This is a genomic window from Sphaerisporangium fuscum (genome assembly GCF_018531465.1).
Taxonomy (GTDB): Bacteria; Actinomycetota; Actinomycetes; order Streptosporangiales; family Streptosporangiaceae; genus Sphaerisporangium; species Sphaerisporangium fuscum.
Genome location: NZ_JAHDTF010000069.1, coordinates 1 through 14198, shown reverse-complemented (window position 1 = coordinate 14198; position 14198 = coordinate 1). Strand labels below are relative to the sequence as shown.

The following is a 14198-nucleotide window of genomic DNA, read 5'->3' as shown; positions in this document are numbered from 1 at the left end:
GCGGCCTGCGCGGGCGCCGCCTGGGCGGCGGGACGCGACGCGGCCTGGTTGCGCGAGGCGGGCTGCGCCGCGGCGGGCTGCTCCGCGGGCGCGGGGTCGTCGAACCCGGCGGCGATGACCGTCACGCGGACCTCGTCGCCGAGGGCGTCGTCGATCACCGTGCCGAAGATGATGTTGGCGTCCATCGCGGCGGCGTTGGACACCAGCTGCGCCGCCTCGTTGATCTCGAACAGGCCGAGGTCGGACCCGCCCGCGATGGAGAGCAGGACGCCGTGGGCGCCGTCGATGCTGGCCTCCAGCAGCGGGCTGGACACCGCCATCTCGGCCGCCGCCACCGACCGGTCGTCGCCGCGCGCGTGACCGATGCCCATCAGCGCCGAGCCGGCGCCGGACATGACGGACTTCACGTCGGCGAAGTCGAGGTTGATCAGTCCAGGTGTGGTGATGAGGTCGGTGATGCCCTGCACACCGGAGAGCAGCACCTGGTCGGCCGCCTTGAAGGCGTCGAGCACGCTGACCTGGCGGTCGGAGATCGACAGCAGCCGGTCGTTCGGGATGACGATCAGCGTGTCGACCTCGTCGCGCAGGGTCTCGATGCCGGCCTCGGCCTGCATGGCGCGGCGCCGGCCCTCGAAGCTGAACGGCCGGGTCACCACGCCGATCGTGAGCGCGCCGAGGGTGCGCGCGATGTTCGCCACCACGGGCGCGCCGCCCGTGCCGGTGCCGCCACCCTCACCCGCCGTGACGAAGACCATGTCGGCCCCCTTGAGGACCTCCTCGATCTCCTCACGGTGGTCTTCGGCCGCCTTGCGCCCGACCTCGGGGTTCGCCCCGGCGCCGAGGCCGCGTGTGAGCTCACGGCCCACGTCGAGTTTGACGTCGGCGTCACTCATCAGCAGCGCCTGGGCGTCGGTGTTGATGGCGATGAACTCGACGCCCTTGAGTCCCTCCTCGATCATCCGGTTCACGGCGTTGACTCCGCCGCCGCCGATGCCGACGACCTTGATGACCGCGAGGTAGTTCTGCGGTGCTGCCACGACGAGGGGCCTTTCCGCTCGTTTACTTGCATTACGTGAAGCCCGAAACGGTGCCGGACCTTCTTGTTTAACTCTCACCCTCAAGTTGAGATTTAGAGTTATGTCAACCTGAGGAATGATACGGACAGTAGGGTTGCCCGTCCCCCAGGGTCAACTCACCGCGCCGCAACCTCGCCCGGCGTGTCGCGCCCTGTCCCTTTCGCTCCTGCCGGAACCCGGCAAGCTGTGGGACAGATCACTTGACAGACACCACGTCAGGAGAACTCACGTCGTAACTGTCGCCGGGGCGTCGCAGCAGCGTGAGGGCGACGCGCGCCTTCTCTCCGGTGCGCTCCGCCCCACCCCACATGATCGTACGGCCGTCGGACAGCGCCAGCGTGACATCTCGCGCCGTCGTGGCGCGTACGGCGCGGACTTTCCGGGCCAGATCGTCCGGAAGACCGGCGGCCACCGCCAGCGCCGCCCCCGTCGCGGGGTCCCCGGAGGCGAAACGGGGCACCTGGAGCGTGGGGAGCGGCACCACGCCGGTCGGCTCCATGGCGACGCCGTGCCGGTCGACCACCGAGGTCCTGCCGCCCCACTGGACCAGGGCGACGGGCCGGCGTTCGACGACGTGGACCACCAGGGTGCCCGGCCAGTTGCGCTCCACGCGGGCCGACTCGATCTCGGGCAGCGCGGAGATCCGGCGCCGGACCTGGTCGAGGTCGACCGTGGCCAGCGGCTCGTGGTCGGGCACGGCCGCGGCCTGGCGGATCCGCTCGGCGGGCAGCAGGCTGTTCCCCGAGACGGCGATGTCGCGCACCCCGAGGACCGGTGAGAAGAACACCAGCCAGGCGGCGGCCCCCACCACCCCGCAGGACAGCAGGACGGCGAGTGCCGTGCGCCAGGCCGGAGGGCTCACCGTGAGGCGAGCTCGTCGACGATGCGGGGACCGAGCTCGGTGACGTCGCCGGCTCCCATGGTGAGGACGATGTCGCCGGGACGGGCCCGCTCGGCGACCATCGCCGCCACCGCCCCCCGGTCGGGCACGTAGGCGACCCGGTCGGCGGGGAGCGGCACCTTGCCCGCGACCAGCGCCCCGGAGACGCCCGGCTCGGGGTCCTCCCGGGCGCCGTACACGTCGAGCACGATGGCCTCGTCGGCCAGCCCGAGGGCGGCCCCGAACTCGTCGGCGAAGAACCGGGTGCGCGAGTACAGGTGGGGCTGGAAGACCGCGATGACGCGCCCGGCGGGCCCGGAGAACGACGCCACGACGTCGCGGGCGGCCCGCAGGTCGGCGGCGAGCTCGGTGGGATGGTGGGCGTAGCTGTCGAACACCGCGACCCCGGCCGCCTCGCCCTTGGCCTCGAACCGGCGCTTGGCCCCGGTGAAGGCCGCCAGGCCGTCGCGGAACTCGTCGAACGGCACGCCGAGCTCCTCGGCGACGGCCAGCGCCGCGGTGGCGTTCAGGGCGTTGTGGCGGCCCGGGACGGCCAGCCGCACCTCTCCCCTGCCCTCCACCGTGAACGCCACGCCGAAGCCGTCGGGGACGATGTCGCGGACGCGCAGGTCGGCGTCGGCGGTCTCGCCGTAGGTGCGGACGGTCAGGCCCCGGGCGCGCGCCATCGGGATCAGCGCCGCCGCGCCGGGGTCGTCGGCGCACACCACCAGGGCCTGGCCGATCCGCTCGACGAAGCGGGCGAAGCTGTCGTACACGGCCTGCGGGTCGCCGTAGTTGTCGAGATGGTCGGCCTCGACGTTGGTCACCACGGCGATCTTGGGGGCCAGCATGAGGAAGGACCCGTCGCTCTCGTCGGCCTCGGCCACGAAGACGTCGCCCGCGCCCTCGTCGGCGCCGAGCCCGGTGGTGACGAGCTGCCCGCCGACGCAGTAGGACGGATCGCGCGCGCACTTCTGCAGGGCGACCGTGAGCATCGAGGTGGTCGTGGTCTTGCCGTGGGTGCCCGCCACGGCGATGCCGGTGCGCCCCACCATCAGCGCGGCGAGCGCCGCCGCCCTCGGGATGACGCGCAGCCCCTGCCGCAGCGCCTCGCCGAGCTCGGGGTTGGAGTCGCGGATCGCGGTGGACACCACGACGGTGTCGACGTTCCTGATGTGGGAGGCGGCGTGCCCGACGTGCACGGTGGCACCGAGCTCGCGCAGCTCGGTGACCAGCTGGGAGCTGCGCGCGTCGCTGCCGGACACCGTCACGCCCCGCTTGAGCAGGATGCGGGCGATGCCCGACATGCCGGCGCCGCCGATGCCGATGAAGTGCACGCGGCCGAGATCGCCGGCCGCCACGGGCTCGATCAGCTTCACCAGGCTCATCGGCGGCCTCCCGAGTGGATGATCTCCAGCACCTTTCGGGCCAGCACGGTGTCGGCGTCCTTGCGCCCCATGCGGGAGGCGGCCTCGGACATGGCGACGACCCGCTCGGGGTCGCGCAGGATGGGAAGCACGTACTGGATGATCCAGTCGGCCGTGAGGTCGGCGTTGTCGACCATCATGCCGCCGCCGGCCTGCACGATGGGGGCGGCGTTGAGCCGCTGCTCGCCGTTGCCGTGGGGCAGCGGGACGTACGCCGCGGGCAGCCCCACCGCGGTCAGCTCGGCGCAGGTCATCGCGCCGCTGCGGCACAGCACGAAGTCGGCGGCGGCGTAGGCGAGGTCCATGCGGTCGACGTACGGCAGCACGACGTACTGCGGGTCGCCGGGAGGCGGCTCCTCGATCACGGTGTTCTTCGGGCCGATCACGTGAAGCACCTGGACTCCGGCCTGGCGCAGCACCGGCGCGGCGGCGAGGGCGGCCTCGTTGATCGCGCGGGCGCCCTGCGAGCCGCCGAAGATCAGCAGCGTGGGCCGGTCGTTCTCCAGCCCGAAGTACGACCTGGCCTTGTCGCCGTTGGAGAGCCTGTCGAGCGCGACGATCTCCCGGCGCAGCGGGATGCCGACGTACTCGGCGTGGGGCAGCGAGGCGTCGGGGTGGCCGGTGAACACGTGGTCGGTGAGCCGGGCGCCGAGCCGGTTGGCGAGCCCCGGGCGCGGGTTGGCCTCGTGCACGACGATCGGCAGCCCGCGCCGCCTGGCCCCGAGGTAGGCCGGGGTGGCGACGTACCCGCCGAAGCCGACCAGGGCGTCGGCCTGGACGCGGTCCATGATCTGCGCCGCGGCGTTGATCGCCCCGGCCAGCCGGCCGGGGACCGTCAGCAGCTGGGGCGTGATCGCGCGCGGCAGCGGAACCGCGGGCACCAGTGCCAGCTCGTACCCTCGCGCCGGAACCAGCCTGGTCTCGAGCCCGCGCTCGGTGCCGAGGCAGGTGATCCCGATGCTCGGGTCCAGCCTCCGCAGCGCGTCGGCGAGCGCCAGCGCGGGTTCGATGTGGCCGGCCGTCCCGCCGCCCGCGAGGACCACCCTCATGTCGGTCCTTTCACTCCACGTCGTCCACTGTCGGCCTGCTGCGCCCCCTGCCGGCGATCTCGCGCCAGGAGGCGACCCAGGCCAAGCCAGCTTAGAGCCCGCGCCGCGGGGCCGGGGCCACGAGCCTGGAGCGCCGCGGCCGCGCCGGGCTCGCGCTTGGCGAACGACAACAGCATGCCGAGGGCCGCCAGCGTGGGCAACAGCGCCGAACCACCATAGGAGACAAGGGGCAGCGGGATGCCGGTGATGGGCAGCGCGCCGATCACCGCGCCGATGTTGACGATGGCCTGACCTGCGATCCAGGCGACGGCGGCGGAGGCGGTGAGCCGGATGAACGGGTCCTTCACGCGGGTGGCCACGCGCAGCCCGGCGTACCCCAGCAGGCCGAAGAGGGCGACGACGACGAGCGTGCCCATCAGGCCGAGCTCCTCGCCGATGATGGAGAAAATGAAGTCGCTCTCGGCGTGGGGCACGTAGCCCCACTTCTGGCGCCCGCTGCCCAGCCCGAGCCCGAACCAGCCGCCGGAGCCCAGCGCGATCTGGCCCTGCGCGGCCTGGTACCCCGAGGTCTGCGCGTTGCCCCAGACGTTGAGCCAGCCCTCGATACGGGCGGAGCGGTAGCCCTCAACGCTGATCATGACGACGGCGGCGAGGGCGGCGACGGCGAGGATGCCGCCGAACAGCCGCAGCGGCGCCCCGACCACCCACAGCAGCGCCAGGAAGATCAGCATCAGCACCAGGGTGGTGCCGAGGTCGCGGCCCAGCATGACCAGGACGGCCAGGATCGCCGTGCCGGGCATGAGCGGGATCAGCAGCTGCCGCCACTCGATGCGCCCGGCCTTGGCCCTGCGCGCCAGCAGGTCGGCCCCCCACAGCATCAGGCCGAGTTTGGCGGGCTCGGACGGCTGGATGGTCAGGCCGCCGGGCAGGTAGATCCACCGCTGGGCGCCGAGCTCGGCCGTGCCGACGAACAGCACCATGATCAGGGCGATGATCGAGATGATCATCAGCGGATAGCCGGCGAGGCGGAAGAAGCGCGTCGGCAGCCGGGAACAGATCCACATCATCGGGATGCCCAGGCCGACCGACACCACCTGTTTCAGAAACCAGTAGAACGGGTCGCGCTTCAGCTGCAGGGCCTCGACGCTGGAGGCCGAGAGCACCATCATCAGGCCCAGGGCGAGCAGCAGGGCGCTGCACCCCAGCACCAGGTAGTACGACGTGAGAGGGCGGTTCAGCAGCTCCCGCAGCCCGGCCAGCCGCTCCTGGCGCCACCCGGGCGCGGCCCCCTCCCCCGGGACGGTGGCGTCCGCGCTCACCGCGCCTCCACGGCGCCCGCTCCGCTCCCGCGGCGCGAGGACGCCCTCGAGTGCATGGTTCTCACTCGCCGATCACTCCCCTGCCCGGGCGCCGCCGGGGACGGCCAGGCGGTGGACGGCTCGGGCGAAGGCGTCTCCTCGGGCGCCGTAGTCGGTGAAGATGTCCATCGACGCGCCCGCCGGGGCGAGGAGCACGGTGTCGCCCGGGGATGCGAGCCGGGCGGCTTCGGTGACGACACGGTCCATGACCCCAGTGTCTTGCCCTTCGACCTCCACGACGGGGACATCCGCCGCGTGTCGCGCCAGAGCCTCGCGGATCCGGGCCCGGTCGGTCCCCAGGAGCACCGCGGCGCGCAGCCGGGGCGCGGCACGCCGTACGAGGTCGTCGACGTCGGCGCCCTTGAGCAGGCCGCCCGCCACCCACACGATCGAGGGATAGGACGCCAGGGACGCCGCGGCGGCGTGCGGGTTGGTGGCCTTGGAGTCGTCGACGTAGTCGACCTCGGCGACGCGGGCGACGTGCGCGATGCGGTGCGGGTCGGGGACGTACTCGAGCAGGCCCCGCCGCACGGCCTCGGCCGGCACGCCGTAGGCGCGGGCCAGGGCGGCGGCGGCCAGCGCGTTGGCGACGTTGTGCGGCGCGAACGGGCGCACGTCGGCCAGGGTGGCGAGCTCCTCGGCGGCCCCGACGGGGTCGTCGACGAAGGCGCGGTCGACGAGCAGGTCCTCCACGACGCCGAGCTGGCCGCGCGCCGGCACATCGAGGGTGAACCCGGCGACCTTCCGCCCGGCGCCCTCCTGTGCGTACGGCGCGGCGAGGCGGGCCGACCAGGGGTCGTCGGCGTTGTAGACGACCACCTCGGCGTGCTCGTAGACGCGGCCCTTGGCGCGGGCGTACTCCTCCATGGACCCGTGCCAGTCGAGGTGGTCGTCGGCGACGTTGAGGACCGCCGCGGCCCGCGGCGCCAGACCGGACGACCAGTGGAGCTGGAAGCTCGACAGCTCGACGGCCAGTACGTCGTACGGCTTGTCGACGGCCTCCACGACGGGGGTGCCCACGTTGCCGACGGCCGCCGCCTCGTGGCCGGCGGCCTTCAGCATCGCGGTCAGCATGCGCACGGCCGTGGTCTTGCCGTTGGTGCCGGTCAGCGCGAGCCAGGGCGCGGCCCCGGCGCGCCTGCGCCGCCAGGCGAGCTCCACCTCGCCGATCACCTCGACGCCCTCGGCCGCGGCCCGCGCCAGGAGCGGGTTGCCGGGCCGCCAGCCCGGCGAGGTGACGACCAGGCCGGTCTCCGGCGGGAGCTCCGCGCCGAAGCGGACCTCGACGCCGATGGCGGCGAGCTCGGCCGCCGCCGCCCGCTGCCGCTCGCCGTCGCCGGTCTCCACGACGACGACGCGGTGCCCGTCCCGCACCAGGCTCCGCGCCGCCGCGACCCCGGAGACGCCGAGCCCGGTCACCGTGACCGTCGTGCCCGCTCCGCCCGCGGACGCGCTCATGGCTTGGGCATCCATTCGACGTAGAACAGGCCGAGCCCGGCGGCGGCGCACAGGGCCGAGATGAGCCAGAAGCGGACCACGATGGTGGTCTCGGCCCAGCCCTTCAGCTCGAAGTGGTGCTGCAGGGGAGCCATGCGGAAGACGCGTTTGCCCGTCATCTTGAAGAAGCCCACCTGGATGATGACCGAGGCGGTGATGAGCACGCAGAGCCCGGCGAGGATGAACAGCAGGAACTGGGTGCGGGTGGTGATCGCCAGGCCGGCGAGGACGCCGCCGAGGGCCAGGGAGCCGGTGTCGCCCATGAAGATCTTGGCGGGCGGGGCGTTCCACCACAGGAAGCCCACGAGCGCGCCGAGGACGGCGGCCGCGACCACCGCCAGGTCGAGCGGGTCGCGCACCCAGTAGCAGTTGGGGCCGAGCTGCACCAGGCAGCTGTTGCGCAGCTGCCAGTTGCCGATGAGCACGTAGGCCGCCAGGACGGTGCCGGTGGCGCCGCTGGCGAGCCCGTCGAGGCCGTCGGTGAGGTTCACCGCGTTGGAGAAGCCCACGATCATGATGAGCACCCAGACCGCGAAGATCACGATGGGGACCGAGGGCCCGAAGTCGCGGAGGAACGACAGCCTCGTCTCGGCGGGCGTCAGCGAGTAGGCGTTCTTGAACTGCACCACCAGCACCGCGAAGACGGCGCCGACGATGAGCTGGCCGAGCGCCTTGGCGCCGCTGCGCAGGCCGAGGCTCCGCTGCTTGTAGATCTTGATGAAGTCGTCGAGGAAGCCGACGGTGGCGAGCCCCGTCATCAGGAACAGCACCAGCAGCGCCGAGGCGGTGGGCGGCGTCCAGGTGGCGAGATGGGAGCAGGCGAAGCCGATCAGCGAGGCGATCACGAAGACCGTGCCGCCCATGGTGGGCGTGCCGCGCTTCTCGTGGTGCCCCGAGGGGCCCTCCTCCCGGATGTTCTGCCCGTACCCCCGGCGGCCGAACAGCCGGATCGCCAGCGGGGTGCCGAGCATCGACAGGATCAGCGCCACCGCGGCGGCGACGAGGATGTCCCTCATCGGGCGTCACCACCGAGGAGGGCCGCGGCGACCCGCTCGAGACCGGCCGCCCGCGGGCCCTTGACGAGCACGACGTCGCCGGGTCGTAGCCGCGCGGCCAGCTCGGCGGCGGCGTCGGCGGGGCCGGGCACGTGGACGGCCGGGGCGCCCTTGGCGCCGGCCAGCACCGGCCAGGGGTTGTCGCCGACGACCCACAGGCCCTCGAGACCCGCCCCGGCCGCGACGCGGCCCACCTCCTCGTTCAGATCGTCGCTCTCGTCGCCGAGCTCGAGCAGGGAGGCGATGACGGCGAACCTGCGGCGATCCTTGCCGAGCACGCCGAGGGTCTGGAAGGCCGCCCGCATGGAGTCGGGGTTGGCGTTGTAGGCGTCGTTGATCACGGTGACGCCGTCGGGCCGGTCGGTGACCTCCATGCGCCAGCGGCTGGCCGGCGCGGCCTCGGACAGCTCCTGGGCGACGGTCGTGACCGGCAGGCCGAGCTCGTAGGCGACGGCCGCGGCGGCCAGGACGTTGCCGACGGCGTGCTCCCCGTACAGGCGCAGCCGCACCGGCGCCTCGCCGGAGGGGGTCCTCAGCGTGAAGGAGGCGCGCCCGCGCTCGTCGAGGGTCACGCCCTCGGCGCGCACGTCGGCCTCGCCGGAGCGTCCGTACCAGCGGACGCGGGCGTCGGTGCGGTCGGCCATGGCCCGCACGAAGGGGTCGTCGGCGTTGAGCACGGCGACGCCGTCGGCGGGCAGCGCCTCGACCAGCTCGCCCTTGGCCTTGGCGATCTGCTCGCGGCCGCCGAACACCCCGAGGTGGGCGGTGCCGACGTTGAGCACCACACCGATCTTGGGCGGGGCGATGCCCGCCAGGTAGGAGATGTGCCCCTCCTTGCGGGCGCTGAGCTCCAGCACCAGGAAGCGGGTGTCCTCGCCGGCGCGCAGCACCGTCAGGGGGTGGCCGATCTCGTTGTTGAAGGAGCCGACCGGGGCGACCGTGGGGCCCACCAGCGCCGTGAGCCTGGCCAGGAGGTCCTTGGTGGTGGTCTTCCCGGCGGATCCGGTGACGCCGATCACGGTGGTGCGGGGCAGCTCGGCGACCACGGCCGTGGCCAGCTCCGCCAGCGCCGTCAGGGGGTCGCCGACGATCACCGAGGGGGCGTCGACGGGCCTGGTCGCCAGCACGGCCACCGCGCCGGCCTGGCACGCCTGGGCGGCGAAGTCGTGGCCGTCGGCCCGCTCGCCCCTGATCGCCACGAACAGCGATCCGGGGCCGGCGGCGCGCGAGTCGATCACGACGGGCCCGCGGACCACGGCTTGGGGATCGGCCATGCCCGCCAGGGCACCCGAGGTTATCTCGGCGATCCTCGCCAGCGGCAACGGGATCATTGGTTTTCCCTACTCTCCATACAGGCTCTCGGTGCGTGTGGGGGGCCGGCGCCGCGCGCGGGGCGCCCGGCCGGGCTCGGTGGCTCAGCCTTGCACGTCGCCGCCCGTCACATCTGCTCACGTCTGCTGATCGCCTCGGCGACCACCTGCCGGTCGTCGAACGGCAGGACCTCACCGTCGACGTACTGGCCCTGCTCGTGCCCCTTGCCCGCGACCACGACGACGTCACCCGCCCGGGCACGCCTGACGGCCAGATCGATCGCGGCGGCGCGGTCGGGCTCCATGATCATATGAGCGCGCTCGCCACGCGGGACGCGCAGGACCCCCTCCAGCATCTCGGCCAGGATCCCCAGCGGATCCTCCGATCGGGGGTTGTCGCTGGTGAGGATCGCCACGTCGGCCAGGCGGGCCGCGGCCTCGCCCATCATGGGCCGTTTGCCCCGGTCGCGGTCGCCCCCGCAGCCGAGCACGATGATCAGGTCGCTGGAGGTGACCTGGCGCAGGGCCTTGAGCACCGACTCGACGGCGCCCGGCTTGTGGGAGTAGTCGACGATGGCCTGGAAGTCACGGGCTCCCGGGACGCGCTCCATGCGGCCGGGCACCCCGGTCACCGTACCGACGCCGTGCACGGCCGACTGCAGCGGCACCCCGGCCTCGACCAGGGCGACCAGCGCGCCGAGGGTGTTGGCGACGTTGAACGGGCCCGGCAGCGCGACCGAGACGTCGGCCTCGACGCCGCCGGGGCCGATGACGCGGAAGGTGCTGCCGTCGGCGCCGAGGCGGACGTCCCGCGCCCGCCAGTCGGCCTCGGCGGCGCCGGTGGCGGAGAACGTCGTGATGGGGACCTTGGCCATGCCGGCGAGCTCGCGCCCGTGCTCGTCGTCGAGGTTGACGACGCCGACGCGGCAGAACTCGGGGGTGAACAGCCGGGCCTTGGTCAGGAAGTAGTCCTGGAGGTCCTTGTGGAAGTCGAGGTGGTCCTGCGAGAGGTTCGTGAAGAGCGCCACGTCGTAGGACACGCCGTCGACCCTGCCGAGCGCCAGGGCGTGGCTGGAGACCTCCATCGCGGCCGCGGTGACGCCTTCCTCGCGCATGAGCGCGAACAGGCCCTGCAGGTCGCTGGCCTCGGGGGTGGTGAGGGTGGGCGCGAACCTGTGCTCGCCGACGCGGATCTCCACGCCGCCGACCAGGCCCGTGCGGTGCCCCGCCGCGCGCAGGCCCCCCTCCAGCAGGAACGTGGTCGTCGACTTGCCGCTCGTGCCGGTCACGCCGATCACCAGCAGGTCGGCGGACGGCCTGCCGTACACCCAGGCGGCCACCCGGCCGAGCACCGAACGCGGGTCGGGCACCACGAGCACGGGGACGCCGGCGGCGACCGCGGCCTCCCGTCCCTCGGGGTCGGTGAGGACGGCCACCGCTCCCGCGGCGACGGCGTCGGCGGAGAACTCCGCGCCGTGGGAGGACGAGCCGGGTATGGCGACGTAGAGGTCGCCCCGGCGGACCCGGCGGGAGTCGATGGTGATGCCGGTGACCGCGGCGAGCGGCGCGCGGGGCCCGCCCGAGGGCGCGCCGAGCATGGCGGCGAGACCGGACAGCGGGCGGACCGGGCAGTCGGTGGGACGCATGGACGACGGGGGACGCACGGGCGAGAGCGTACCTTCCCCCGTCACCCGTCGGTGCTCAAGCGCACCGAAGGGGCGGTCGTACCGGTGGGCGGAATCTTGCGGTTCTTCAACGCGAACGTCATGACATCCTTGAACACGGGCGCGGCGACCTTCCCGCCGAAGTGGCCGTTCTGGGGGGCCTGCACGACGGCGAGCACCACCAGACGGGGCGCGTCGGCGGGAGTGAACCCCACAAACGTAGCGGTATATCCGCAATACCCTCGGCAACTCTCGTCGTATCGCATGGCGGTGCCGGTTTTACCGGCCACCCGGTAACCCTTGATCGCGGCCAGGGTGCCGGTGCCCTCCGCGCCGACGGCCGCCTCCAGCATCCGTGAGATGTCCTTTGCGGTGCGCGCGCTGATGACGCGGGTCTGCTTGCCGGGCTTCGCCGGGGTGAAGCGGTCGTGCTGATCGACCGTACCGGCGACGAGCTGGGGGGTGATCCTGACCCCGCCGTTGGCGATGGTCTGGTAGACGCTGGCCATCTGCAGCGCCGTCACCGAGACGCCCTGGCCGTAGGCGATCGTGCACCGCTGGCTGCCCGACCAGGTCTCCCGCTTGGGGAGCAGGCCGGCCTCCTCGCCGTAGAACCCGCCGCCGGTCCTGGCGCCGAAGCCGAAGGCCCTGAGCATGTTGTACAGCGGCTGGTCGCCCACCCGGTCGGCCACCATGATCGTGCCGACGTTGCTCGACTCGGCGATGACACCGGTGAAGGTCAGGTGCTCGGGGCCGTGCGGGTGGGCGTCGTTGAGCACGCGGTCGGCGCACTGGTACTTGTCCTTGACCTCCAGCACGGTGTCGGGCCGCACCACGCCGGCCTCCATGGCCGCCGCCGCGGTGATGACCTTGTTCGTGCTGCCCGGCTCGAAGATCTCCGAGACGGCGCGGTTGCCGAGGTCGGACACGGGGGCGTTCTTCCACTTGTTGAGGTCGACCTCGGGGGCGTTGGCCATGGCGAGCACCTGGCCGGTGCGGACGTCCATGACGATGGCGCTGCCGCTGCGGGCGCCGGTCGCCTGGACCTGCTTGGCGATCGCCTGCTGGGCGGCCCACTGGATGTCGCGGTCGATCGTCAGCCGCACGCCCTGCCCGGGGACGGGCTCCTGCCTGGCGCTCTGGGTCATGGGGATGCGCTGGCCGCTGGTGCCGATCTCGATCGTCTGCTGCCCGTTCTTGCCGGCCAGGAGCTTGTCGTAGGTCTGCTCCACGCCGGTCGCGCCGGTGCCGTCGTCCTGGACGAAGCCGATCAGCCCGCCGGCCAGGCTGCCGCCCGGGTAGACGCGCTGGTACTGCGGGTCGGCGGCGACGCCGTCGATCTTCAGCTTCAGGACGCTGTTCGCGACGCCGATCGGCACGTTCCGCGCGAGCAGGGCGTATCGGGTGCCGGTGCGGGAGAGCTGCGCGACGACATCGCCCTTGGGCACCTGGAGCAGGCCGGCCAGGCTCGTGGCGGCCTTGTCGCGCTCGGCCGCGGGGATCTTCGTCGGGTCGGCGGAGATCGTGCGGGCCTCCAGGGTCACCGCCAGTTCGTTGCCGTTCACGTCGGTGATGGCGCCACGGCGGGCGGGCAGCTTCTCCTCGCGGACGCGCGCGGCGGCCTTGGCGGCGAACACCTTGGAGTCGATGCCCTGGAGCTGGACCAGCCGCCCGGCGAACAGCGACAGCACCACCGCCATGCCCATCAGGCCGACGTTGATGCGCCGGCGCGGGTTGCCCAGGCGCAGCGGCGGCATGGGGCGCGGCGTCCAGCTCGGGCGGGCGTCCCAGGCGCGGCGCAGGGCCGTCTCCCACATCGAGCCGTCGACGTCGCGCGGCGGACGCCCGCGCGGCGGCACGTCTCCAGGCCCCCGCCGGACGACCCGGCGGGGTCCGGGAACGGTCTCCCCGGGCCTGCGCCCGCGCTCACGGGGCTGCCGCCCGGCCGGTCCGCGCCCGTCCTCGGGGCCGCGCCCGCGATCCCTGAGCGTGCCCTCGGGGCCGCGCCCGTCCATGCGGAAGGAGGCCGTCGGGCCGCGCCGGCCGTCGGGACCGCCCTGCGGCCCGCGCCGGGGCCGCTGGGGACCGTCCGCCGGTGATCGCCTGGCGGGCCCGCCCTTGCCGGCGCCTCCGTCGGGACGGCCCTTGCCGCTCTTCGGGTCGGGCCTGCCCCTGCCGTTTCCTCCGTCGGGACGGCCCTTGGCTCCGCCCGCGTCGGGGCGGCCCTTGCCGGACCTCGGGTCGGAGCCGTCGCGCGCCGGCCGCCCGGCACCGTCGGGGCGTCCCGAACCACCGGAACGGCCCCCCGAGCCGCGCGAGCCGCCGGAGTCGTGAGAGCCGCCGGAGGCCCCCGAACCGCCGGGGGAACCCGGTTTTCCGTTCCCTTCGGGGCGTCCTGGACGGCCTGTGGAGCCCGGCAGACGCCGAGGGCCGCCCGGACCGCTCCGGCCGCCTCCGGAACCGCCCGGACCGCCACGCCCGCCGCCGGGACCTCCCCCCGGGCCGCCGCGGCCCGGCCTTCCAGGACGGCCGCCGCCCTCTTTCACCGGCTCGCGACCTCCGCGCCGTCGTCGCCCGTGACCAGGAACTCGGGGGCGCTGTCGTCGGGCTCGGCGCCGTTCTGGCGGGCGCGCTCGGCGATGTTGCCCGGCTGCGACTTCTCCAGCAATTCCTTCTGCTTGTCCTGAGCCTGCTCCCGCAGTTGCTGGGTCTTCTTGGCGAGGTCGTTCACCTTGAAGGAGTCGCGGGCGAGCACGGTGTTGAGCAGCAGCAGGCTGACCAGGCCGCCGCACAGCAGCCCGACCACGAGCAGCACGAACGGCGTGCGCGGCGCCTGGCGCGGCCGGGGCGCCCGGCCGTCCGCCGGGCGGGCCGCCGGCCTC

The 14198-nt window shown here is 73.4% G+C and carries 11 protein-coding genes; all 11 read right to left on the bottom strand.

The window, feature by feature from the left end:
- The coding region (ftsZ, locus tag KIK05_RS46045; RefSeq protein ID WP_214417272.1) for a cell division protein FtsZ at positions 1 to 1037 on the bottom strand (1037 nt) is incomplete at its 3' end.
- A gap of 235 nt (positions 1038 to 1272) precedes the next feature.
- Positions 1273 to 1938 (bottom strand): cell division protein FtsQ/DivIB, encoded by a 666-nt coding sequence (locus KIK05_RS46040; RefSeq protein ID WP_214417271.1) that lies wholly within the window; start codon positions 1936 to 1938, stop codon positions 1273 to 1275.
- The gene (gene murC / locus KIK05_RS46035; RefSeq protein ID WP_214417270.1) at positions 1935 to 3344 is read right to left on the bottom strand and encodes a UDP-N-acetylmuramate--L-alanine ligase; all 1410 of its coding nucleotides are present in this window, start codon (positions 3342 to 3344) and stop codon (positions 1935 to 1937) included. Before murC ends, KIK05_RS46040 begins: the two co-directional genes overlap by 4 nt.
- Complete coding sequence (gene murG / locus KIK05_RS46030) at positions 3341 to 4432, bottom strand: undecaprenyldiphospho-muramoylpentapeptide beta-N-acetylglucosaminyltransferase (protein WP_214417269.1); 1092 nt, start codon at positions 4430 to 4432, stop codon at positions 3341 to 3343. The genes murC and murG overlap by 4 nt, the downstream gene beginning before the upstream one ends.
- Positions 4429 to 5751 carry a putative lipid II flippase FtsW gene (gene ftsW, locus KIK05_RS46025; RefSeq protein WP_214417268.1) on the bottom strand — a complete coding sequence of 441 codons (1323 nt, stop codon included), beginning with the start codon at positions 5749 to 5751 and terminating at the stop codon, positions 4429 to 4431. Before ftsW ends, murG begins: the two co-directional genes overlap by 4 nt.
- 72 nt (positions 5752 to 5823) lie before the next feature.
- Positions 5824 to 7248 (bottom strand): UDP-N-acetylmuramoyl-L-alanine--D-glutamate ligase, encoded by a 1425-nt coding sequence (gene murD / locus KIK05_RS46020; RefSeq protein WP_214417267.1) that lies wholly within the window; start codon positions 7246 to 7248, stop codon positions 5824 to 5826.
- Complete coding sequence (gene mraY, locus KIK05_RS46015) at positions 7245 to 8303, bottom strand: phospho-N-acetylmuramoyl-pentapeptide-transferase (protein WP_214417266.1); 1059 nt, start codon at positions 8301 to 8303, stop codon at positions 7245 to 7247. Before mraY ends, murD begins: the two co-directional genes overlap by 4 nt.
- Positions 8300 to 9673 carry a UDP-N-acetylmuramoyl-tripeptide--D-alanyl-D-alanine ligase gene (locus tag KIK05_RS46010; RefSeq protein WP_214417265.1) on the bottom strand — a complete coding sequence of 458 codons (1374 nt, stop codon included), beginning with the start codon at positions 9671 to 9673 and terminating at the stop codon, positions 8300 to 8302. Before KIK05_RS46010 ends, mraY begins: the two co-directional genes overlap by 4 nt.
- A 107-nt stretch (positions 9674 to 9780) precedes the next feature.
- A complete protein-coding gene (locus tag KIK05_RS46005) occupies positions 9781 to 11298 on the bottom strand; it encodes a UDP-N-acetylmuramoyl-L-alanyl-D-glutamate--2,6-diaminopimelate ligase (protein ID WP_214417274.1) in 1518 nt (505 codons plus the stop codon).
- Between the two features lie 41 nt (positions 11299 to 11339).
- Positions 11340 to 13073 (bottom strand): peptidoglycan D,D-transpeptidase FtsI family protein, encoded by a 1734-nt coding sequence (locus KIK05_RS46000; protein ID WP_504740215.1) that lies wholly within the window; start codon positions 13071 to 13073, stop codon positions 11340 to 11342.
- 785 nt (positions 13074 to 13858) lie between these two features.
- The coding region (gene ftsL / locus KIK05_RS45995) for a cell division protein FtsL (protein WP_504740214.1) at positions 13859 to 14198 on the bottom strand (340 nt) is incomplete at its 5' end.

What these genes read in the sequence shown, in the direction of transcription:
- murC (WP_214417270.1), bottom strand. Translation starts at nt 3,344, where the DNA reads ATGAGCCTGGTGAAGCTGATCGAGCCCGTGGCGGCCGGCGATCTCGGC.
- murG (WP_214417269.1), bottom strand. Translation starts at nt 4,432, where the DNA reads ATGAGGGTGGTCCTCGCGGGCGGCGGGACGGCCGGCCACATCGAACCC.
- murD (WP_214417267.1), bottom strand. Translation starts at nt 7,248, where the DNA reads ATGAGCGCGTCCGCGGGCGGAGCGGGCACGACGGTCACGGTGACCGGG.
- mraY (WP_214417266.1), bottom strand. Translation starts at nt 8,303, where the DNA reads ATGAGGGACATCCTCGTCGCCGCCGCGGTGGCGCTGATCCTGTCGATG.
- KIK05_RS46010 (WP_214417265.1), bottom strand. Translation starts at nt 9,673, where the DNA reads ATGATCCCGTTGCCGCTGGCGAGGATCGCCGAGATAACCTCGGGTGCC.
- KIK05_RS46005 (WP_214417274.1), bottom strand. Translation starts at nt 11,298, where the DNA reads ATGCGTCCCACCGACTGCCCGGTCCGCCCGCTGTCCGGTCTCGCCGCC.
- KIK05_RS46000 (WP_504740215.1), bottom strand. Translation starts at nt 13,073, where the DNA reads ATGCCGCCGCTGCGCCTGGGCAACCCGCGCCGGCGCATCAACGTCGGC.